The following is a 22,049-nucleotide window of genomic DNA, read 5'->3' as shown; positions in this document are numbered from 1 at the left end:
TCAGCTAAACTGCCAGGAGCCGTCCGGCATAATTTCTAATTTGCCGTGACGAGGAATGGCAGACAGGATCTCTATCAATGCACAGGAACTTCCTGTCCTTCGATGTATTTTCTCAACACATCAACAGTAACTCCACCACATGAAGCAATGAAGTAAGATCCATTCCATAATACTGCTTTTCCTCGGTAAGTCTGATTTAATTCTTGTTCAAACTCTTTACGAATTAATCGACTCGTAACCGTTTTTAAGTTGTTAATAAACTTGCACAAATCTAACTGCGGGTAGTAAGAAAAAAGCAAGTGGATGTGGTTGTCCTCGCCAACGAATTCAATAACGAGGACGTTCCATTTTGAACAGAGATTATGTATATGGTCTTTAAGTCGTTCAAGCATAGGTCTAGTTAACACCTTTCTTCTATATTTGGTTGTAAGCACCAAGTGAGCTTGCAAGCTTGAAACAGCACGTCCGGTTGACTTATAAGATTTTGTAGTCACAACACTAAATGATATATGCTACAATCCTAGCATGAGATTAGCATATCAGTATCGATTAAGACTTACGACTGAGCAGAAAGCCAGAATCAACCACTGGCTTGAGTTGTTACGCCGCCATTACAACTATCTTCTAGGGGATAGATTTGATTGGTGGGAGCGCAACAGATGCCCTATTAATTCTTGTTCGATACTGGTTTCTCATTTACCAGGACTAAGAGAACAGCCGGAATACTATGGTCAAAAGCGAGACTTAGTTAGGCTTAAGCAACTCTTTCCTGAATACAAAGACATTCATGCTGATGTATTACAGGATATGGTGAAACGAGTCAAACTAGCTTTTGACAGGTATTTAAAAGGCGATTGTAACGGGAAGAAAAGTGGTAAACCTCGCTTTAAAAGTAAAGGTCGATATAGAACTTTTTCTTACTCTAGAGTCAAGGTTGATTGTATTCAAGACGGGTACATTCAACTTCCTAAACTGGGCAAGATTAAGCTCATATATCACAGACCTATACCAGAAGGTGTCACAATAAAAACGGCTCTGGTCACAAAAAAAGCTGATGGTTTTTATGTAACACTTTCCTTAGTTGATAACACTGTTCCTGACTTCAACCCTGATGATATTGAACCAACAGAGAATAATAGTATCGGGATTGATTTAGGGCTAGAGAAATTTGGAACTTTATCGACTGGTGAAGCAATTCCCATTCCTAAATATTTCCGTAAAGCTGAAGACAAGCTGGAAAAGCTACAACGAAAAGCGGCTAGTAGAAAGAAGGGAAGTAGAGCCAGAAAACTCCTGTACGGAAAGGTTGCCAAGATCCACCAAAGAATTCAAAGGCAGAGAAAGCAGTTTCATTATGAGCAGGCTAATCAATTAATCGCTAAGTCCGATGTAATCTTTATCGAAGATTTAAAGATTCGCAATATGATAAAGCGATGTAAGCCTAAACAGGATGAAACCGGAAAATACTTACCTAATGGTCAAGCGGCTAAGTCGGGGTTAAATAAAAGTTTGGCAGATGCAGGTCTAGGTCAATTTGTCGAAATACTATCATTCAAAGCCGAAAACGCTGGAGTGAAAGTCGTCAAAGTTAATCCTAGAAATACGTCTCAATTCTGTTCAAATTGTCTCAATATTGTACCTAAAGAATTATCGGAAAGATGGCATAGTTGCCCTCATTGTTCAACTGAACTTGATAGAGATTTGAACAGTGCCATCTTAATTAAAAAAGTGGGTCTGGGCGTGAAACTCACTATAAAACGCTCTAGAAGAAATTCAAGAGAAGCGACCCCTATAGCGTCAGCTTAGGGTGTTGAGTACGTCACATTGGTTTACTTTCACAGATATAGCGCTACGCGCTAGGCAAAAGGCAAAAGGCAAAAGGCAAAAGTTAGATAAAAAAGGTTTTCAGCTTTTACTAATGTCCTAACCATAATGCGTAGTGCTATATGTGATCATATAGTTATTCCTACGGGAGTTGTTCAAGAAATTAATGATGGAATGGATGACGACTTGGCTAAAATCTGGCTGAACACCGAAATGAGAATGATTAATTAATTCTCAGACAGATAGCGATAACACTTGAAATAATTGAGCAACTTTAGTTAAATCTTTATCACCCGGAGAACATTCAACACCACTCGATAAATCAATGCCATCGGGTTTTAATAACGTTAACGCTTCTAATACATTCTCTGGCGTTAAACCTCCAGCTAATAACCACGCACAAGCCGGACGAAATTGTTGTAAACTATGCCAATCTAACGTGTGACCTGTTCCGCCGAGTTGTTGAGGATGATAGGCATCTAACAGTAAGGTATCAACGTGATGAATATAAGTTTCAGCCAAATCTAAGGCTTCTGGTGTTTTGACTCGAATGGCTTTAATGATTTCTAAATCAGGAAAGAATTGACGCAAGCGATCGCAAAATTCTAGAGATTCGTTACCATGTAGTTGAATTCCGGTCAATTTTGCTTCAGATAGAGTTTGACGAATTTCCTCGAGGCTAGCATTGGCAAATACTCCGATCCGTTCAACGGTTTTTGGTAACACTTGAATAACAGCTTGAATGTCTTGGGGAGTAATAAACCGAGGTGAACTCGGAACACAAATAAATCCCAGTGTCGTCGCCCCCAACTCGGTGATCGCTTTTCCCTGATCCGGTTTCGTAATTCCACAAATTTTAACGCGCATTTCTCTACCTGAGTCCTTTGTGGTTTAATTCTAAACTCAAATCATTATTGCGATCTTGATGAATCTATCGGAAGTCAGATGAAATATTTTTCCAATCAGACCTGAGTTTGTTGCAAATTTTAACGTCTATGTTAATTATTTCAACAAAACTCTACTTTAGGCAAAAGACTCCCTATAATGCCAGATGATCATTAAAATTCTACCGCATTTTTAGCATCAATCAATTGAATTAGGAGAGCCAAATTTTGATTTACTCATCTTTACTTCTGGCTGTGCAATCTACCGTTCCCTCAACCGCAGCGTGGTCGCCGAAAGTGGCACTGGTAATGATCGCCTGTAACTTATTTGCGATCATGATTGGATTTTATGCGATTCAAAATCGCGGCAAAGGCCCCGCTCTCCCGGTGCAATTACCCGGTTTATTTGCAGGTTTCGGTGTTCCCGAATTGCTGGCTACAGCCAGTTTCGGACATCTACTCGGTGCCGGAATGATTCTCGGACTGAGTAACGCAGGCGTCCTCTAAAGCTCAACGAATAAGGCTGTTGTTGGTACACTGGAAGAAAGAAGATCAATCAATCCTGGATATCAACAACAGGAATAGCGACAGTCAAGGACAAAGCTCATGCAAGCAGGTTGGCGAATTGGATCGATATTTGGCATTCCACTCTATATCGATTCTTCTTGGTTTTTAATTTTGCTCTCGTAACCCTTGCCAATGGCCAGGACTACTTGGAGTGGGGGCAAATCTTGTCGTGGACTGCGGGATTAGCCGTGTCGCTGTTGTTATTTGGCTCTGTATTATTGCATGAGCTAGGGCATAGTTTAGTCGCCAAATCTCAAGGAATTCAAGTCAATTCTATCACTTTATTTTTGTTTGGAGGGATTGCATCCATTGATCGCGAATCAAAAACTCCGGGTCAAGCTTTTCAAGTGGCAATTGCAGGCCCTCTCGTTAGTTTAGGATTATTTTTTGTTTTGAGTTTAACGGCTGAGGTTCTGCCCGAATCGAGTTTAACAGGCGCCTTAGCGGATCGGCTAGCTGGAATTAACCTCGTTTTAGCTCTATTTAATATGATTCCTGGCTTACCTTTAGATGGCGGTCAAGTCTTAAAAGCAGCCGTGTGGAAATTCACAGGAAGTCGTTTTACAGGGGTTCGTTGGGCGGCGAGAACGGGTCAAATGATCGGTTGGTTAGCGATCGCATTAGGATTAACAATCTTCTTAGCAGAAAATCAATTTGGGGGATTGTGGATCGCCTTTATTGGTTGGTTTGCGATTCGGAATGCAACCTCCTACAATCGCATGACTGACTTACAAGAAATTTTAATCAAAATTACCGCCGAACAAGCGATGACGCGGGAATTTCGCGTTGTTGATGCCGATTTAACCCTGCGAGAATTTGCCGATGAATATCTGATTACACCTGATATTATTCCGGTGTATTTTGCGGCGTCTGATGGTCGTTATCGGGGTTTAGTTTCGGTTGAGGCTCTACGGGTGATTGAACGCAGTCAGTGGAATATTCAAACCCTACATGATGTTGTCACACCGCTCGATCAATTAGTAACAGTCTCGGAAAAATCACCCTTAGTTGAAGTGATTAATTATCTAGAAATCCAAAAACTTCCCCGAATTACGGTTTTATCTCCTGCGGGTGCTGTCGCAGGTATTATTGATCGCGGTGATATTGTTAGAGCGGTGTTAACTCAATTGAAAGTTCCTGTTCCTGAAAGTGAGATCAAACGGATTAAATCAGAAGGAACTTATCCGCCGGGATTACCTTTACCTGCGATCGCTCAAATGGCAGCTTCTTATAACAAATCTTAAAGATAGGGTTGAGCAATCCCAAAAACTTTATCATTGATTTAGCTAGATTTTCTCAGTTCAAGCAATCAGAGTTATTATTGGAATGATCAAGTCAGATAAAATGACCTGACTGCTATGCCGATAAAACCGTTTGCTAAAGTTTTTGCTAGACTACCCCTGCGAGTCGTTCTGATTGTTCCCTTTGTGCTGCAAATCTTCGGGATAGTCGGATTAGTGGGCTATCTTTCCTATAAAAACGGACAAAAAGCCGTTGAAGACTTAGCACATCAGTTAATGGATGAGGTGGGAGATCGGGTTGATCAGAATTTTTCCAATTATTTGAATACCCTAGAAAAAGTTACCCGCAATAATGCAGAAATCCTAAAAATGGGGATTTTGCCTTCCGATGATCTCGAACTTTTACAGCGTTACTTTTGGCAACAAATTAAAATTTTTGATCGGGCTAATGCTATTGGAATTGTCACCGAAACGAAAGATTTTTTATTAATTGAAGCTATAGAACCGGGATCTCTAGTTCTGAGAATTTCTAATCAATCTACTCAAGGAGAACAATATAACTACAAACTGAATGAGCAAGGAAATCCGATTCAACTGATTGAAACTCATCGTTACGATCCTCATAACGATCCGCCCGGTAATCCTTGGTATAGCCGAACAAGAGAGGCAGGAGAATTAATCTGGATACACAGTGTTTCTGCGCCTTTAGGTTATGACAAACCGATTGTAACCCTCGTAAATTTTCAACCCTTCTATGATCAGAAAGGCAATTTTTCTGGAGTGGTGACTGCGGCTTTTCATCTCTCTCAAATTGGAGATTTTTTAGCAAAACTTGCTATTGGCAAAACAGGCGAGACATTTATTATTAATTCCGAAGGGTTTTTGATCGCAACTTCTACAGGAGAATTGCCTTTTAATCAAAATATAAATATAAACAAAGCACAATCCCTCAATCCCCAAAAACGTAAAAAACTAGCGATTAACAGTCAAAGTTTTCTCGTTCGCAGTGCCACCCAAGCCTTATTTTACCATTTTCCGAGTCTCAAGCACATTGATCATCGTCAACAACTTAAGTTTAAATTAGACAATAAAAGTTATTTTTTACAAGTCAGTCGAACTCAACAAGACAAAAACTTAGACTTCTTGACGGTAATTGTTGTTCCTGAATCTGACTTTATGGCAAGGATTCATGCCAATACTAAAACCACCGTTATTTTATGTATTATAGCTTTAACAGTAGCAACTCTTTTAGGCATTCTCACGGCTCGTTGGCTAACAAAACCCATTCTTAAATTAAATCAAGCCGCTAAAGATATCGCTCAGGGAAAATGGGATAAAATCACAGAAATAAAACGCACGAATGAATTGGGAGAACTCGCTGATTCTTTCAATCAAATGGCTGATCAACTTCAAACTTCTTTTGCGGAACTCAAAGATAGTGAACATCGCCTGATTCAATATCTAGAAGCTTTACCTGTGGGAGTTTCAGTTCATGATAAAACCGGAAAGGTTTATTATACGAATCAAGCCAGTAGAAAACTTTTAAACATTCAATCTCCTTTGGATGCTGAAACAAAAGAACTGAGTCAAGCTTACCAAATTTATCAAGCGGTAACCGGAAAACTTTATCCCACAGAAGCTTTACCCGTTGTTCGTGCTTTAACTGGAAAAACAGTCTACGCTGATGATCTAGAAGTTCAGTATCGTGATCAAATTCTACCCCTAGAAGTTTGGGCAACTCCGATTTATAATGAACAAGGTAATATTATTTATACAATTGCCGCTTTTCAAGATATTACCCAACGTAAACAAGCCGAACAACTTTTAGCAGATTATAACCGAACCTTAGAGATACAAGTTGCTCAACGCACTCAAGAACTCGCAGAAGCCAAAGAAAAAGCCGAAGTTGCAAACAGAGCGAAAAGTGAGTTTATTGCCAATATGAGCCATGAATTACGCACTCCCCTCAATGCTATTCTTGGGTTTTCTCAACTGATGACTGATTCTAATGATCTTTCAAGTGATCATCGAGAAGATATTAACATTATTAAACGGAGTGGTGAATATTTGTTGACGCTGATTAATAATATTTTAGATCTGTGTAAAATAGAAGCTGGAAAAATAACACTCAACCTCAAAAGCTTTGATTTCTATCGACTGTTAGATGAAATAGAAGAATTATTTAAGTTTAAATCGATTAATAAAGGATTACAATTAGATTTTGAACGAGCTGATGATGTTCCTCAATATATTCAAACAGATGAGATTAAGTTACGGGAAGTTTTAATTAACTTACTCAGTAATGCTATGAAGTTCACAAAAGTAGGCGGTGTATCTGTGAGAGTCAAAAGCTTATCAACTCCAGAAACAGAACCTTTAACCCAAACCCTCTATTTTGAAGTCGAAGATACAGGAGTGGGTATCGCTCCCGAAGAACTCAATCAACTCTTTGAAGCCTTTAGTCAAACTCAAAGTGGAAAACAAGCCCAAGAAGGAACGGGTTTGGGGTTGGCAATTAGTCAGAAATTTGTGCAACTGATGGGCGGTGAGATTAACGTTAAAACTCAAGTGGGAATTGGAAGTGTTTTTAGCTTTAATATTCAGGTAAACTTAGTTAATCCGACAGAAGTTGAAACGAAAATCTCGCAGCGTCGGATTATTGCCCTTGAACCCAATCAACCTTCTTATAAACTTCTAATTGTTGATGATAATCTGATTAACCGTAAACTTTTAATTAAACTCCTAAATCCTCTGTGGTTTGAACTCCAAGAAGCAACAAACGGTAAAGAAGCAATTAAAATTTGGCAAGATTGGGAACCCCATTTGATTTTTATGGATATGAGAATGCCTGTGATGGATGGTTATGAAGCAACAAAACAGATTAAAACGACAATAAAAGGGCAAGCAACAGCGATTATTGCGATTACAGCCAGTGTGTTAAAAGATGACAAAAACATTATTCTCTCAGCCGGATGTGATGATTTTGTTCGCAAACCGTTTGAAGAATCTATAATATTTGAAATGCTTGAAAAACATTTAGGAGTTCGTTATGTTTATGAAGAAACCCATTTAGCTGAAAAGGAAACAATCAGTTATACTTTGGATGCAGAGCGTTTAAAGGTGATGTCAGCAGATTGGTTAGAGGAAGTTTATCAAGCCTCAATGGATTTAGATGATGACTGCATTTTAACGCTGATCGCTCAAATTCCTGAAAATCATGCAACTCTTGCAGCAGCTTTAACAGATTGCGTTCAAAATTTTCGTTTTGATAAAATTATAGATATCATTGAACCGATCAGATAAAAAAATGAATAACCTCTTAGCATCTTCTCAACCTGCAAATATTTTAATCGTTGATGATCAGCCTGACAATATAAAAATTTTAACTCAAATTCTCGGCGCTCAAGGGTATAAGCTGCGAAAAGCAATTCATGGTGAAATGGCTTTAAACTCAGCATTTTCTAAGCCTCCAGATTTAATTTTACTAGATATTGTCATGCCGGGAATAGATGGTTATGAAGTTTGTAAAAAAATCAAAGAAAATCCAGCAACTTCTGATATTCCGATTATTTTTATCAGTGCCTTTAACGAAGCCTTTAATAAAGTCAAAGCTTTTCAAGTGGGCGGAATAGATTATATCACTAAACCCTTTCAAGCTGAAGAAGTATTAGTGAGAGTTCAACTGCAATTAAAACTTCAAGATCAAAAAAAACAACTCAAAGAACAAAATCAACTCCTCCGCCAAGAAATTATTAAACGCCAGCAAGTTGAAACCCAGTTAAGACTATTTGATAAAGCCATCTCTGCTTGTCGCAACGGTGTAATTATTACCGATGCAACTCAAAGCGATCATCCGATTATTTATGTGAATCAAGCTTTTGAAAGAATCACTGGCTATTCCGCTTTAGAAGTTCGGGGTAAAAATTGCCGCTTTTTACAACAGGGAGATCGAGATCAACCCAATTTAGAGATTATTCGGAATGCCCTAAAAAATCACGAAGATTGTTCAGTTATCCTGCGGAACTATCGCCAAGATGGAGATCTTTTCTGGAATGAAGTTTCTATTTCTCCAGTGCGAGATGATGCCGGAAATTTCACTCACTATATTGGCATCCAAACCGATATTACTGAACGCAAACAAATTGAAGAAGCTTTACAACAATCTGAAGAAAAGTTTGCTTCTGCTTTCCGTGCGAGTCCTGATCCAATTGTGATTACAACTCTAGAAGAAGGACGTTATTTAGAAGTGAATGAAAGTTTTTGTCATGTGATGGAATATCAACGAGATGAGGTGATTGATAAAACCGTTAAAGAACTCAATGTTTGGGTGAATTCAAATGAACGGATGAAGTTTATTAAAGCTTTGCAGAAAAGCCAGATGGTGAGGGATCAAGATTTTGAATTTAGAACCAAAACAGGGAAAATTAAAACCCTTTTGATTTCAGCAGAATTGATAGAAGTTGAAAATAAAACTTGTATATTAACAATTGTAAAAGATATTAGCGAACGTCAGAAAATTCTAGCCGCCTTAGAAGAAGCCAACCAAAAATTACAACATTTAGCCAATATTGACGGTTTGACTCAAATTGCTAATCGTCGTAGCTTTGATGAAACATTAGATCGAGAATGGTGTCGAGCGACTCGTGAACAACAACCTATTTCTTTAATTCTGTGTGATGTGGATTATTTTAAAGCTTATAACGATCATTATGGTCATCAAGCGGGAGATGAATGTTTAGTTCAAGTTGCTCAAGCAATGGCTCAAGCCGTCAAACGTTCAACCGATTTAGTCGCTCGTTATGGCGGTGAAGAATTTGTAGTGATTTTACCGAATACGGATGTTGATGGGGCGGTGCAAGTCGCCGAATTAATTCGCGATAAAATTCGACAGCTTCAAATTCCTCATGTCAAGTCTGATATTAGTCAATATATCACCTTAAGTTTAGGGATTTCGAGTCAGATTCCGAGTTGTCTGACTGCTTCCAATCTTTTAGTGAATGCAGCCGATCACGCCCTTTATCAAGCCAAACAGCAAGGACGCGATCGCATTATAGCAGAAGTCAGGAGACAGGAGACTGGAGACAGAATTGAAGCCTTTATCATCAAAGGATTTGACAGAAAAACACTGTCCTAATCAAAGGCTTCGACTGCTATAGCACTACGCGCTAGGCAATCATGCAAAAGGCAACAGCAGACTCTGAAAGGATTCTAGGATTTAGAAATGTCCTAACCGAATTTTGTACTGCTATAGCGCTAGGCAAGAGGCAAGAGGCAAAAGGCAAAAGTTAGACTACAAAAGGTTTTCAGCTTCTTAAAAAGTTTGGCGGGACGGAAACCGACACCGCCAACTTTTCGCTTTTACATAAGTCCTAACCATAATGCGTAGTGCTATATATATAATTAACAAAAATATTAACAGCAAAAAAACCCAGTCTCTCCAAGAAACTGGGCAATTATTCTAAACGAGCGTCAGATCCTATAGATCAACGAATTTAGGCTTGAGACGCTTCACCTTCGGCTAAAGCAGCAGCCGTTTTTTCTCGATCTAACTTCAGCATCAACACACCCAGAGGCGGTAAACACAGATCCAACGATTGGGGATAATTGTGGAACCACCATTCTTCTGTCCACTTTCCGCCCAGGTTCCCCATGTTGCTTCCGCCATATTCACGAGCGTCACTATTGAACAACTCCGTATAGAAGCCCCCTTCAGGAACCCCAATGCGATAGTGACTATGGGGTTGAGGCGTGAAATTACACACCGTCACGATAAACTCATTCGTGTCTTTAGCCCGACGAATAAACGACACCACACTATGACGGTTATCGGTACAATCAATCCACTGGAACCCTTCCTCTGCAAAGTCCTGTTCATAGAGTGCAGGTTCAGAGCGATAGAGAGCATTTACATCTTGGAAGAAGCGCTTAATACCCTGATGAGCTTCAAATTGCATCAGCTCCCATTCTAGCGTTCCCCAGGCGTTCCACTCCTTCCACTGAGCAAACTCCATCCCCATAAACATCGTCTTTTTACCGGGGTGAGCAAACATATAGGCAAATAAACACCGGACGTTCGCAAACTTTTGCCAATCATCACCGGGCATTTTACCCAATATATTACTCTTACCATGTACCACCTCATCGTGAGACAGGGCTAACATGAAGTTTTCGCTGTGGTGATACCAAATACTGAAAGTGATGTTATTTTGGTGGAACTGACGGAACCAAGGGTCCATGTGGAAATAATCCAACATATCGTGCATCCAGCCCATGTTCCACTTGAGGTTAAACCCTAAACCGCCCACATAGGTCGGCCAAGAGACCATCGGCCAAGCAGTGGATTCTTCCGCAATCATCAAAGTACCGGGATGATAGCCGAACAAGACATGATTGGTTTGACGAATAAAATCAGCCGCTTCAATATGTTCGCAACCGCCGTATTTATTAGCAACCCATTCCCCATCTTCCCGACAATAGTTGAGGTAGAGCATCGAAGCTACTGCATCCACCCGCATTCCATCAATATGGAACTTGTCAAACCAGAATAGAGCGTTAGCAACCAGGAAATTACGAACTTCGTTGCGACCATAGTTAAAAACTAACGTTCCCCAGCCTTTATGTTCTCCAACGCGAGGGTCGCCGTGTTCATAGAGGTGAGTCCCATCAAAAAACGCCAAACCATGTCCGTCTTTGGGAAAATGTCCCGGTACCCAGTCTACAATCACGCCAATCCCGTTTTCATGGCATTTATCCACAAGATACATGAAATCTTGAGGCGTTCCAAAGCGAGACGTCGGGGCATAATAACCTGTGACTTGATAGCCCCAAGATCCATCAAACGGATGTTCCGCTACCGGAAGCATTTCAATATGGGTATAGCCAAGTTCTTTGACGTAGGGAACTAACTGCTCGGCCATTTCTCGATAGGTCAAAAAGCGACCACCCGGATCAAGTTCAATCGCTTGAATCGCAGGTTCTACGGTGCCATCGGGGAGTTTATGGGGTTCAGACATCGGCGCCCGGTTCCACGATCCGATATGACATTCATAAACGGAAATCGGCCGGGTTAGGGGTTCAGTGTGGCGGCGCTCCTCCATCCACTGAGCATCATTCCACTGATAGGTATCGAGATCGGTAACAATCGAAGCCGTTTTAGGTCTGACTTCCTGTTGAAAACCGTAGGGATCGGATTTTTCATAAATGTGTCCTTCCCAGTTTTTCACCTCGTATTTGTAATGAGCGCCAACGCCGACTTCTGGGATAAACAGTTCCCAAACGCCATTGCCAAATTTCCGCATTTGGTGTTTACGGCCATCCCAATAGTTGAAATCACCCAACACCGAAACGTTACGAGCGTTCGGCGCCCAAACCGCGAAGTAAACACCACTCACCCCATCAATCGTATCTAAGTGAGCGCCAAGTTTCTCATAGATGCGGTGGTGATTTCCTTCGGTAAACAGGTGAATGTCAAACTCAGTCAGTTTTGGAGAACGGAAAGCATAGGGATCATAAATCACCCGATCATGCTCCCCTTCCTTATAGCGAATTTGATAATTGGCGAGTTTCGGTAGATCAAAATCGAGAATACATTCAAAGAAGTGGGGGTTATGCACCGACTGCATTGCATATTCTTCTCGTTGCTCTGGCAAAATCACCCATGCCGCGTCAGCAGTGGGGAGGTAGGCTCGCACTACCCATACTGTTTTGCCATCCCGTTCGATCTGATGGGGGCCGAGAACTTCAAAGGGATCGTGATGATGATTCCAAACAATCCGGTCAATTTGATCAAGTGCGATGGTGGTCATGGGTTTCACACGCTACTACTACAAACAGGTTAATCTCAAACGAGCAATTCATGTAAACTACCCATCGCCAACGCAAAGCTTTTGGCGTGGGCTCTATCCCTAACCCACCCCATCAGGAAACAACAAAAGTTGCCCCTCTAATTGACAAGAATAGGTCGAGATTTCCGGCTGGTTTACAACAGCCCCTAACTGAGCAATATTCAACGCTCCATTAACGTCAGCGTCATGTTTAAAACCACAGAAACCACATTTAAACACTTTTCCCTGACGGTAAGACTTTCCCGGTTCGGGGTGGATGTGGTGGCATATCGAACAAGTTTGGCTGGTGTACCTTGGAGCAACCAAAATCACGTCAACTCCGGCAATACGGGCTTTGTACTCGGTAAACAAGCGCAACTGATAGAAAGCCCATCGGTTGATTTCGGTGAGGGTTTTCTTTCTAACTTTTGTTCTCAATCGGATACAGGACAAGTCCTCAAAAGCGATTGCAGAATTAAGCTGTTGAGCAACTTCAACAAGCTGTTTGCTGATGTTGTGATTGACCCATTTTTGAAACCTCGATTCCTTCCCAGAGAGCCTCCTGAGCAGGCGTTTACTGCTTTTGGTGCGTTTGGATTGTATCGAGGCGCGAACGCGAACAAACCTACTTCGGGTTTCTCTCAATTTCTCACCATCCCAAGACTTTCCAGTAGAAGTGGTTGCAATATCTCTCATTCCCAAATCTACCCCCAAAACCTTCGGCGTTTTATTTTTGGGTTGAGTGGGAACTTCTACAACGATATTGATGTAATAGTTGCCATTTCTACTCTTAGAAAGAGTGGCACTTGTGGGAGATTGACCTCGAAGCAAAGCGATTTGATATCCACCAATTTTCAAGTCAAAATTCACCCGCCCCGACTTCAGTGTTACGCCTACTTTCTGCTCGGATTCAATATACTTGAACGTCCGAATATCAAGGCTAATACTGGTGGGTCGAAACTTGTGAATTTGTTTGGTGGCTTTGCGCTGGTTCACCACGCGGCGAATTGCCTGACAAACGTGATTGGCTTTCAGTCCCGTCGCCTCTCTGACTGGTTTGTAAGTCAGGTGATGCAGTTTGGTGGTGTTCCAACAGTTGTTTTCTTTTGCCACTTGCAATATGCGGTTGCAGGCATCGGAAAATCCCACCAGAGTTTCGTTGACCCGCTCGGTCAAGTCGGGTGGGGCTATCAGCTTGCATTTAACCGTAATTGCTTGTGTCATGGCTCTATTATACTCATCTGAGTGTAGCAGAGTTGTAAATTTTAGTGGAGTGGCATTCCTCCTATCGCCAACGTAAACTTATGGTGGGGGTCTCCTGCCGATTTAAAGATGAGCATACCAAATTGATTCAACCTTTTTAGCGATCGCCTCAGCTTCTGCTTGGTATTGCTCGGGGGATTTTGCATCCAGCAAAACCGTTACATGACCTAACTTTCTTCCGAGACGAGATTCAGTTTTACCATACCAATGAACATTTGCTCTGGGAATATCAGCAAGTTGTTGTCGTTTTTCCCAGTAGAGAGATTGAGGGTTTCCTTCTAAAGCATAAGCCTGTTCATAGCCGAGTAAATTCACCATCACCACTCCCCCACAATTCATTTGAGGATTTCCCAGGGTTAAACCCGATACCGCTCGTAAGTGTTGCTCAAATTGAGAGGTTTCGCAAGCATCCAGCGTAAAATGACCCGAGTTGTGAGTCCGAGGAGCAATTTCATTCAAATAAATTTGACCCTCACTCGTTAAAAATAACTCAATCCCAAAGACACCAACTGCTTGTAAACTATTGAGGAGTTTATGAGCGATCGCCTCAAGTTTAGGCGTTAAAGTCGGAGAAATATTAGCCGGAGCAATAACCCAACGACAGACTTGATTTTGTTGATAAGTTTCCACAACCGGATAAACAGCGACTTCACCTGTAACAGAACGAGCCGCAATTATCGCCAACTCCCGTTCAAAGGGAATAAACTCTTGAAGCAACACCGGAGGGTAGCCTAACTTTACCCAAGTCGAGCGTAAACTCGCCTCATCCTTAAGGATGAATGTTCCCTGTCCATCATAACCATGACGACGGGTTTTCAAAACAACAGGAAATCCCCAAGTCTTCTCAATTTTGTGCAGAACTGCATCTGCTTCCTCGCCCTGTGTCAGCGCTTGAAACTGAGGAACAGGCAGCCCTAATTCCTGCAAAAAACAAAGCTGATCATATTTATCAAGCAATAGGCTTAACGCTTCCAAACGGGGACGAAAACAGACCCCTTGTTGACTGAGGGGATAAAGGCTTTCAAGATCAACAAACTCATTTTCAAAGGTAATTACATCACAGTGATTTGCCAACTCAGCAGTCGCTTGAGCATCTTCAATTTCTGCGTATATTGTCTTTGTTGCCAGAGAAACCGCCGGGTCATCGGCACTAGGAGTTTGAACTGACACCGAAATACCTAACGACTGAGCCGCACCTGCCATCATCCAGGCTAACTGTCCCCCGCCAATCACACCCACTCGCTTAAGAATTTTAAGTTGTTGTGCCATGACTGGCTTCTCCGAAAGCTGAAACTACCCCTCATTTTATCGGTAAACGGTTAAGTCACCCTTCAACTTAACCATTTTGCTCAAATTTCGTGTCAGGGGCGAGTATCTGTCCACAGAGACTCACAAATCTCAGCCTTGCAAGTGGATCGCAATCTCGTAGAATATAGTGGCAAATCTTTTCTGGAGGTTTGAAGCTTACCGTCCTCCGCCATTACTATCTTTGCCTGTATCCGGCATTCCTCCATCAGTGTTACCCTCCTGCAAAGGGCAAATCACGCTTTCTAGAGGACTTGATGTTGTCTCACAGACCTGAAAATTATTAGATCTAGGTTCTGACTCATATCGAGCATGAGCGACTTCTAGCATTACGAGCTGTACACCTAAGACGAGCGTAGCAGCAGTTGTCAACCGAATAAAGCACCCCATAGAAGTAATACCCCTGATTAACTCAACTTACCCACAAGAATTATCAATAGGTTTTCCTTTGGTTCCAGTATATCAGTGTTTTTACTGATCTACGGAAATTTAACAAATCACTTTATAAATTTTTCCGCAAATTTACGGAGATCTGGACTTCTGAGTTGAGCGTGGCGAGTATAAAGCCAGAATGCCTAACCAGAAAGGATTTAAGACTCATCGGACATTCCCATATCGCCTCCGGTGCGCGGGAGTGAGTTGTCAAAATTTTCAGTATTTTCTTGAGTTACCAAAAATTGCCGCAGACGCCCCTACCTTTAGGTATGGGGATACTAGGTTTGGAAAATGCTATAGCAGAAATCAGGAGACACCGAGACTGGAGACAGAATTGAAACCTTTATCATAAAAGGATTTGACAGAAAAACAGTGTCCTAATCAACTCTTTCTCTGCTATAGCAATCAGAAATGATTTGTGAGAAATCTAAAAGCTGATAAAAAGTCTGTAACGACTTTCCAAGATTGCCTTTTGCCTCTTGCCTTTTGCCTTTTGCAAGAAGATATGACACACAACTCAGAACGGACTGCTATATATAATAATTTTATAGGTGATCATCATTATTTTAAAATTTATTGCAACTGATTGACTTTTTGATGAGATTGTGAAATTGCAAACTCATATCTATTTTTACCCAAACGTTTAGCTCGATACATTGCCTGATCAGCTTTTTGAATGAGGTCATTTAGATCTTGAGTATCAAGAGGATAAACACTCACACCAATACTGGTTGTAATTGATATAGAATGTCCCTCAATTTGAGTATTTTGAGTAATAGTATGGAGAATTTTATCAGCGACTCTGATCACATCAGATTTCCGAGGAATTCCGGGTAAAATTACCGTAAATTCATCTCCCCCTAATCGAGCAACCATATCGCTACTGCGTAAACATCCCTGCAATCGTTGAGCTACTGTTTTTAACACCAAGTCACCAATATGATGCCCCAATGTATCATTAATCAACTTGAAATCATTGAGATCTAAGTATAATAAAGCAACTAACTTATTATTATTTTTTGCCCATTCTAAAGATTGTTCTAGGCGATCGTAAAAAACTTTACGATTGGCTAAACCCGTGAGAGGATCTTGTTCAGCGTGAACTTTCAGTTGAGCATTATAACGTTCTAATTCAGCCGCAATCCGTTTCAGTTCTTCTTCCAATCGCTTCCGTTCAGTGATATCACGAATCACACCCACCAAGAAAATATTCCCAGCCGCATCTCGATGAAGCGATCGCTTCGTTGCAATAAAATGAGTAATACCCTGAGCATTCGTGAGTTTTTCTTCATTTTCCTGCTCTCCGGCACGGTAGAAAGCCAGTTCATCTTGTTGCCAAAAAACATCAGCCTCCTGCTGCGGAAACAACTCATAATCCGATTTACTCATCAAAGTATTAATCGGATAGCCCACCAATTTACAATAAGCTTCATTAATCACAATTTTGTGATGGTTTTTATTCTTCACATAAATCGGATCAGGAATCGTGTTGATCACACTACTCAAAAAGTCTGTAGAGCGTTTAAATTCCCCTTGTAAATGAGCCAAATACCCAATCACAACCACCGCCGAACCCACAAGCGTCATCAACGGAGGAATAACCGGAATCCACCATCCATAGCAAAAAAGCAGATAAGCGCCCCCACTCAAACCCGTACTCAACAATAAAATCAGAACCGTTGAGCGATAAGGCGCTCGCAACTTCCAACACAAAGTCGCCCCTACCCAAGACCAGCCCAAAATCCATAACCCTTCCATCGGGTCAGACCAAACCCGAATCTGAGTTCGGCCATCGAGAGCGGTACTCAGAAGTTGACTGACAAAATTCGCCATCAGTTCAACCCCGTACATTTTCTCACGAGATTTGAACAGGCCGCCACTGTAAGACGTCAAGTGAAAATCTTTCACACTCGAAGAAGCCGGGCCAATCAGAATAATCCGATCACGAATTAAATCCGGTGAGACTCGACCCTCCAACACTTGAGTCATCGAAACCATCGGAAACCGACCAGCAGGCCCAAGAAAATTTGCCAGAAATTGATAACCGCGATCATCGACACGCACATAAGCCCCGTCATTTTGACGAAAGCGTTGAATCGGATTTTGACCAATAGACCAATCAGATCCCGGTTCGAGTACCGTGAGGGGAACGCCTTGACTCTCCAGATAAATCGTAGCGAGTTTCAGTGGAAAACTCTGGAGAATCTTAGCATCAGCAGACCAAACATAAAGCAAACCTCGTCGCACCACCCCATCGGTATCCGTGACAAAATTATTAAAACCGACCTGATTTTTCTGTGAAAGTAGGGGTGGAGGATTAACAGGCATACCACTCGCCGTTTCAAAGGTTTCAATTCCAATCAAATTCGGAATCGTTTCAAACGCTTGCACTAATTCAGCGTAACCCGGTTCAGTGGGTAAATCTCGATAGAGATCAAGACCAATTGCTCGAGGCTGTGCGGCATTGATTTGTTGTAAAAGTTGAGCGAGTTTATTATCCGGTATGGGGAAACCATAGGTTTGTAGGTCAGACTCATCAATTCCCACAATCAGGATACGCTGATCAACAGGCTCTAAAGGCCGCAAACGAAAAAACAAATCCAGCGCTGACCATTCCAAAGGCTGTAATAGCCCTAAAGCCCGCAAAACAATCACAATTCCTGCGATACTGGAAGAGGTCAAGATCACTCGATGTTGTTGCGAGAACCATCCCGTGAGCAGTGCTAATTTTGGCTTGTATTTATGGAATTTTCCAACTCTTGTTCTAAGTATCCAAAGCAACCGTCTAGCTCCTGTCTTGATAATCTAACCGATTGAACTGATGCGTTAACGAGGTTGAATCTGTTGTGTTATGCAGACTCAAAAGCCCACCTTCCACTGCGAAGCTGACGCAAGGATAGCCAGATTCGGCTTGCCAAATTATACGGGTACTGAACAATTTGTCCAGGAACATTTGAAAATTAAGTCATCTGCTCCTGCACCAGTTGAAATCCCATCGGAAAGTAAATGCGGCTCAACTCTTTCAATCGTTGACCCTGACCTCAAAGTAACACTGTCAATCCTCGTTGTTCTGACGAGAGTTACTGAGCTAATTTCACCCTAATATTTAAAATTACGCCGCCCCTGATAACCCGATAAATCAGCCAATTTTTCCAGTGATAGAATACCGGGGTAGAATTGACCGTTAATTTCCCAAGTGGGGTATCCCGTTATCCCTGCTTCTTGGCAAAGTGATGATCTAGCATTTTTGCCTTTAGGATCGCATTCCACATAATCGATCATAGCAAATGCTTCTTTGCCAAAAAGCAGTTTTTGATCTTTGCAGTGAGGACACCAGTAAGCGCCGTATTCTTTGGCACCGATTTGCTGTAAATGACGAGCCAAGTCCAGTTCAGCAGGCCCAGAGGTTGTCGCGATCTCGTAGGGATCGGAAGAATTACTAGAAGAAAGAGAAGTTTGTGAAGAATTAATGCTGCCGTAGATACCTAAAACCCCAATTAACGTCACCATGCCAATCGTTAAACCCGTGAGTAATAGTTGTCCGGGATCTTGCCAATCGTGACCCCAAATACTCAGAATAAACAAACTCAGGGCAAAGAGTGCAGAGGCAACACAGTAAGGACAGAACTCCTGAATCTCAAAAACCATAATCTGCATCAGATAGCCGCTAAACACCACCATCGCCGTGCTGAGGGCAAACATCAGCAGTCGAGTTTGTTCTTCGACATTTGAGCGCAGAGATTTTTGAGTATGACGATCGATTAATAAAGGGGCAATAGCAAGTATCCCAATGCTGAGATAAGCCAGCAACCCGAATAAAGTTAGGGGTAGACCGAAAATACTCGCATAGGGGCTATTTAGCACTTGCTCACAGCCCTGAGTTGGGCAGGCTGCTGAATTGCCCGTGAGTTTGACCCAAGTGAGATAGGCGGTCTCGACTGCTCCGATGCTAGCGATCGCAGCCGAGATCGGCCGAGACCAGCGATGAATCCAAGGACTAGAACGTTTGGCAATCATAACTTAATTGGAGGTATGAGAGGACATTCAATTCTAGATCTTAGTGATTCGATCTTTGATTTGAGTAGCCAATCGTTGAAAAATTGACAATAATCCTCTCGTTTCCTCTAAACATCAAGTTTCGAGTTGAACTCTCAATAGAGACTAGAAATTAGGGAAGGGGAAACTCTGACTTTTGTTTGTCTAATTTCCACAGATCAGGCTTAATTGTCGTTGAGACACTACGCTGCATGACTTCCACAAATTGCCGTACCCGACTCGGGTCAATCGGTTGGTCAATGCGTCCATGTCGCTTGAGAGAACTCGAAACAATCACACCATCTGCGGCTTGAATCAACTTCGGAATATTTTCCCAATTGGCACCACTGCCAATAAAAAGTGGAGTTGATCCGGCGGCCGTCCGCGCCAATTCTAGATCCTCCCAACTCGGTGGACTTCCCGTAGACAGACCCGACAAGATAATTCCATCGGCCAAAGCCCGTTCTATCGTTTCTCGGACTACGGTACTCATCAGGGTAGAACCCAGAGGTGTAGCGTGTTTAACCAAAACATCCGCCAAGATTTTCACATCACTACCGAGTTCTCGTCGATAGCGTAGGAGTTGATGGGCATTGCCTTCAATTAATCCTTGATCGGTTGCCATCACCCCATTGAGGACGTTGACACGAATAAACTGCGCTCCGACACAGGAGGCTATAGCCATTGCACTTTGAGCGTCATTGCGTAACACATTAAGGCCTATTGGCACGGTTACCAAGTTCATCAGCCGATGTACAATCAACGTCATCGCACTGACAATAGCCGGATTGACCTGATCTTTGGCAAAGGGAGCATCAAAAAAGTTCTCCACTATAATACCGTTCACACCGCCAGAGGCTAGGGCTGTCGCCTCCTGTTCGGCTCGATCCATAACAGTTTTGAGATTGCCTCCCCAACGGGGAGAGGTCGGTAGAGGGAGTAAATGTACGACACCAATAATCGGATTGGGTGTTTGAAAGATTTGCTTTAAGTCCACAAGGTTTACCTTAAACCACCAAGATGCTAAAGCCAGGATATTGGCTACAGTGGCAATTGCATAGACAACGGTTTGAGACGGTATACCATAAGATTTTATCGGTAACGGTGACACGATGACTAATCGCGTTGGGATTGCCGGAAGACTGAGTTGACATCCTCCCCGTCATAAACAACGGGGATTCCCAGCAGAAGACTATTGCAAAATATCAAATATTGATAATTGAACAGGATTCTCTAGGTGGGTTGACGTTTCACCGGCTGCTGCTTCAATGACCGAAGTCTTATGCCTGCCTCCACATCCGTTTAAAATCTCCGAGTGTCCCCCGGCGATTAGTATATTTACGGCGGCATTGCCGTCTCTGTCGTGAACTGTGGTGCAGTTCAAACAAGTCCATTCCCGAATAGAAAGATCTAATTTACCACCTTTAAAGCCGCAGCACGAACATTTTTGAGTTGTCGGTTCCCACCGACTTATTACTCGAAATTCTCGGCCATACTTTTCGGCTTTACCTTCAAGAAGGGTTCTAAACTGTCTCCACCCTAAATCGCTAATTGCTTTTGAAAGCTTACGATTTTTGACCATTCCCGACACATTCAAATCTTCCAAAACAATCACTTGGTTTTCGATGATTATTTGGGTTGATAGTTTGTGGAGGAAGTCTTGGCGGGTATCCTTCATTTGGGCGTAGAGTTTAGCTTTTCTAACCCTCGCTCGTTCGTATCTCTTAGAACCCTTCTGTTTTCGAGATAAGTTTCGATTGAGTTTCCTCAGTCTTTTTATCCGTTTTTTTAGAGGTTTGGGAGCATCTATTTTCTCTCCCGAACTTAGAACCGCAAACGTTTTGATGCCCAAGTCTATCCCGATACTGTTGGGAGACTTGGGCATTAATTGTTGATCAACCTCAACAACAAAGCTTAGAAAATAACGATTAGCAGCGTCTTTAATGACCGTTACTGATGAAGGCTTAGAAGCTAGAGGTCTTGACCAAACTATCTTTAAATTTCCAATCTTGGCTAAAGATATTTTGTTTCCATCCAGTTTCAAGCCACCAACTCGAAACCTGGCTGACTGCTTGGCGTTTCGTTTTTTAAACTTAGGCAGTCTAACTTTTCTCCCAAGTCGCGTTCCCTTACACGACTTAAAAAAGTTCTGATAAGCCTGTTCTAAGTCGTTCAAAGATTGTTGTAAAGGAATATTAGAAACTTCCGACAACCATTCCCGTTCCTCTGTCTTCTTAGCTTGGGTGATAAACTGCTTTTGGAGTTGAGCATTACTAGGTTTCTTTTGCCCAGTTTTGTACATCTCAATGCAATTAGCTAAAGCATCGTTCCAGACTACTCGGCAACAGCCAAATAGCTTTGAAAGTTTGGTTTGTTGAGCAGGTGTTGGTTGCCCTAAGCCAGATATGTCACCATTCTGGCTCGGCTTCAGAACGTAACGTGAGACTTTCACCTCATTACGCTCCTCTCTCCAATGGCTCTTTGTCTTGAGTACCAGTTGTATCCTTTGCAGTTTTAAGGTCATGGCAGTGTCGATGGAGTAACTGCTTGTTATCTCGGTTGTCTTTACCACCCTTTGATTTAGGGATGATATGGTCGGTTTCTAGTAGATCTCCATCTTGGAAGTGTAATCCACAGTATGTACAGCGTCCTTTTTGTTTCTTTAATAGATA

The 22,049-nt window shown here is 42.0% G+C and carries 16 protein-coding genes and 1 pseudogene; 6 read left to right on the top strand and 11 right to left on the bottom strand.

What is annotated here, in order from left to right:
* Positions 1-74: 74 nt before the first annotated feature.
* Entirely contained in the window at positions 75-494 is a 420-nt protein-coding gene (gene tnpA / locus WN50_RS26545) for an IS200/IS605 family transposase (protein ID WP_039895582.1), read from the bottom strand.
* Positions 495-525: 31 nt separating this feature from the next.
* On the opposite strand from tnpA, the gene WN50_RS26540 reads away from it, so the two are divergent.
* Together WN50_RS26540 and WN50_RS37010 are read left to right on the top strand one after the other, a co-directional pair.
* Complete coding sequence (locus WN50_RS26540; RefSeq protein ID WP_046280231.1) at positions 526-1,806, top strand: RNA-guided endonuclease InsQ/TnpB family protein; 1,281 nt, start codon at positions 526-528, stop codon at positions 1,804-1,806.
* 126 nt (positions 1,807-1,932) lie between these two features.
* Complete coding sequence (locus WN50_RS37010) at positions 1,933-2,055, top strand: hypothetical protein (RefSeq protein WP_281062909.1); 123 nt, start codon at positions 1,933-1,935, stop codon at positions 2,053-2,055.
* 3 nt (positions 2,056-2,058) lie between these two features.
* On the opposite strand, the gene WN50_RS26535 is transcribed toward WN50_RS37010, so the two are convergent.
* Entirely contained in the window at positions 2,059-2,691 is a 633-nt protein-coding gene (locus WN50_RS26535) for a phosphoribosylanthranilate isomerase (RefSeq protein ID WP_046280367.1), read from the bottom strand.
* Between the two features lie 245 nt (positions 2,692-2,936).
* On the opposite strand from WN50_RS26535, the gene psaK reads away from it, so the two are divergent.
* The 4 genes and pseudogenes from psaK to WN50_RS31185 all read left to right on the top strand — a co-directional run bounded on the left by psaK (position 2,937) and on the right by WN50_RS31185 (position 9,650).
* Positions 2,937-3,215, top strand: a complete 279-nt coding sequence (psaK, locus tag WN50_RS26530) for a photosystem I reaction center subunit PsaK (protein WP_046280366.1) — start codon at positions 2,937-2,939, stop codon at positions 3,213-3,215.
* A 99-nt stretch (positions 3,216-3,314) separates the two neighbouring features.
* A pseudogene (locus WN50_RS26525) lies at positions 3,315-4,519 on the top strand (site-2 protease family protein).
* Positions 4,520-4,633: 114 nt separating this feature from the next.
* Positions 4,634-7,819 carry an ATP-binding protein gene (locus WN50_RS26520; RefSeq protein WP_049561273.1) on the top strand — a complete coding sequence of 1,062 codons (3,186 nt, stop codon included), beginning with the start codon at positions 4,634-4,636 and terminating at the stop codon, positions 7,817-7,819.
* Positions 7,820-7,823: 4 nt separating this feature from the next.
* Positions 7,824-9,650 (top strand): GGDEF domain-containing response regulator, encoded by a 1,827-nt coding sequence (locus tag WN50_RS31185; protein ID WP_053221604.1) that lies wholly within the window; start codon positions 7,824-7,826, stop codon positions 9,648-9,650.
* Positions 9,651-10,008: 358 nt separating this feature from the next.
* Here WN50_RS31185 and glgB read toward each other — a convergent pair whose 3' ends face one another.
* From glgB to WN50_RS26460, 9 genes are all read right to left on the bottom strand, one after another.
* Entirely contained in the window at positions 10,009-12,321 is a 2,313-nt protein-coding gene (gene glgB, locus WN50_RS26505; RefSeq protein ID WP_046278081.1) for a 1,4-alpha-glucan branching enzyme, read from the bottom strand.
* Between the two features lie 99 nt (positions 12,322-12,420).
* Positions 12,421-13,563 carry an RNA-guided endonuclease InsQ/TnpB family protein gene (locus WN50_RS26500; protein ID WP_049561272.1) on the bottom strand — a complete coding sequence of 381 codons (1,143 nt, stop codon included), beginning with the start codon at positions 13,561-13,563 and terminating at the stop codon, positions 12,421-12,423.
* A gap of 102 nt (positions 13,564-13,665) precedes the next feature.
* Positions 13,666-14,871, bottom strand: coding sequence for a 5-(carboxyamino)imidazole ribonucleotide synthase (locus WN50_RS26495; RefSeq protein WP_046279564.1), 1,206 nt, complete (start codon positions 14,869-14,871; stop codon positions 13,666-13,668).
* A gap of 195 nt (positions 14,872-15,066) precedes the next feature.
* Positions 15,067-15,297, bottom strand: a complete 231-nt coding sequence (locus WN50_RS26490) for a hypothetical protein (protein WP_046279563.1) — start codon at positions 15,295-15,297, stop codon at positions 15,067-15,069.
* Between the two features lie 618 nt (positions 15,298-15,915).
* Complete coding sequence (locus WN50_RS26485; RefSeq protein ID WP_235441141.1) at positions 15,916-18,030, bottom strand: CHASE2 domain-containing protein; 2,115 nt, start codon at positions 18,028-18,030, stop codon at positions 15,916-15,918.
* A 411-nt stretch (positions 18,031-18,441) separates the two neighbouring features.
* Positions 18,442-19,359: a vitamin K epoxide reductase family protein gene (locus tag WN50_RS26475; protein WP_046279561.1), complete on the bottom strand. Its 918-nt coding sequence runs from the start codon at positions 19,357-19,359 to the stop codon at positions 18,442-18,444.
* Positions 19,360-19,510: 151 nt separating this feature from the next.
* Positions 19,511-20,374: a photosystem I biogenesis protein BtpA gene (btpA, locus tag WN50_RS26470; RefSeq protein ID WP_046279566.1), complete on the bottom strand. Its 864-nt coding sequence runs from the start codon at positions 20,372-20,374 to the stop codon at positions 19,511-19,513.
* A 195-nt stretch (positions 20,375-20,569) separates the two neighbouring features.
* Positions 20,570-21,829 carry an RNA-guided endonuclease InsQ/TnpB family protein gene (locus WN50_RS26465; protein WP_342586786.1) on the bottom strand — a complete coding sequence of 420 codons (1,260 nt, stop codon included), beginning with the start codon at positions 21,827-21,829 and terminating at the stop codon, positions 20,570-20,572.
* A 4-nt stretch (positions 21,830-21,833) separates the two neighbouring features.
* Positions 21,834-22,049 (bottom strand): HNH endonuclease (locus WN50_RS26460; RefSeq protein ID WP_049561269.1); only part of this gene is annotated, 216 nt, incomplete at its 5' end.

This window comes from Limnoraphis robusta CS-951, from assembly GCF_000972705.2.
This window is presented reverse-complemented; position numbering and strand designations above follow the sequence as displayed.

What these genes read in the sequence shown, in the direction of transcription:
- WN50_RS26520 (WP_049561273.1), top strand. Translation starts at nt 4,634, where the DNA reads ATGCCGATAAAACCGTTTGCTAAAGTTTTTGCTAGACTACCCCTGCGA.
- WN50_RS26500 (WP_049561272.1), bottom strand. Translation starts at nt 13,563, where the DNA reads ATGACACAAGCAATTACGGTTAAATGCAAGCTGATAGCCCCACCCGAC.
- WN50_RS26490 (WP_046279563.1), bottom strand. Translation starts at nt 15,297, where the DNA reads ATGGGGTGCTTTATTCGGTTGACAACTGCTGCTACGCTCGTCTTAGGT.
- WN50_RS26495 (WP_046279564.1), bottom strand. Translation starts at nt 14,871, where the DNA reads ATGGCACAACAACTTAAAATTCTTAAGCGAGTGGGTGTGATTGGCGGG.
- WN50_RS26475 (WP_046279561.1), bottom strand. Translation starts at nt 19,359, where the DNA reads ATGATTGCCAAACGTTCTAGTCCTTGGATTCATCGCTGGTCTCGGCCG.
- WN50_RS31185 (WP_053221604.1), top strand. Translation starts at nt 7,824, where the DNA reads ATGAATAACCTCTTAGCATCTTCTCAACCTGCAAATATTTTAATCGTT.
- WN50_RS26540 (WP_046280231.1), top strand. Translation starts at nt 526, where the DNA reads ATGAGATTAGCATATCAGTATCGATTAAGACTTACGACTGAGCAGAAA.
- WN50_RS37010 (WP_281062909.1), top strand. Translation starts at nt 1,933, where the DNA reads ATGCGTAGTGCTATATGTGATCATATAGTTATTCCTACGGGAGTTGTT.
- glgB (WP_046278081.1), bottom strand. Translation starts at nt 12,321, where the DNA reads ATGACCACCATCGCACTTGATCAAATTGACCGGATTGTTTGGAATCAT.
- WN50_RS26535 (WP_046280367.1), bottom strand. Translation starts at nt 2,691, where the DNA reads ATGCGCGTTAAAATTTGTGGAATTACGAAACCGGATCAGGGAAAAGCG.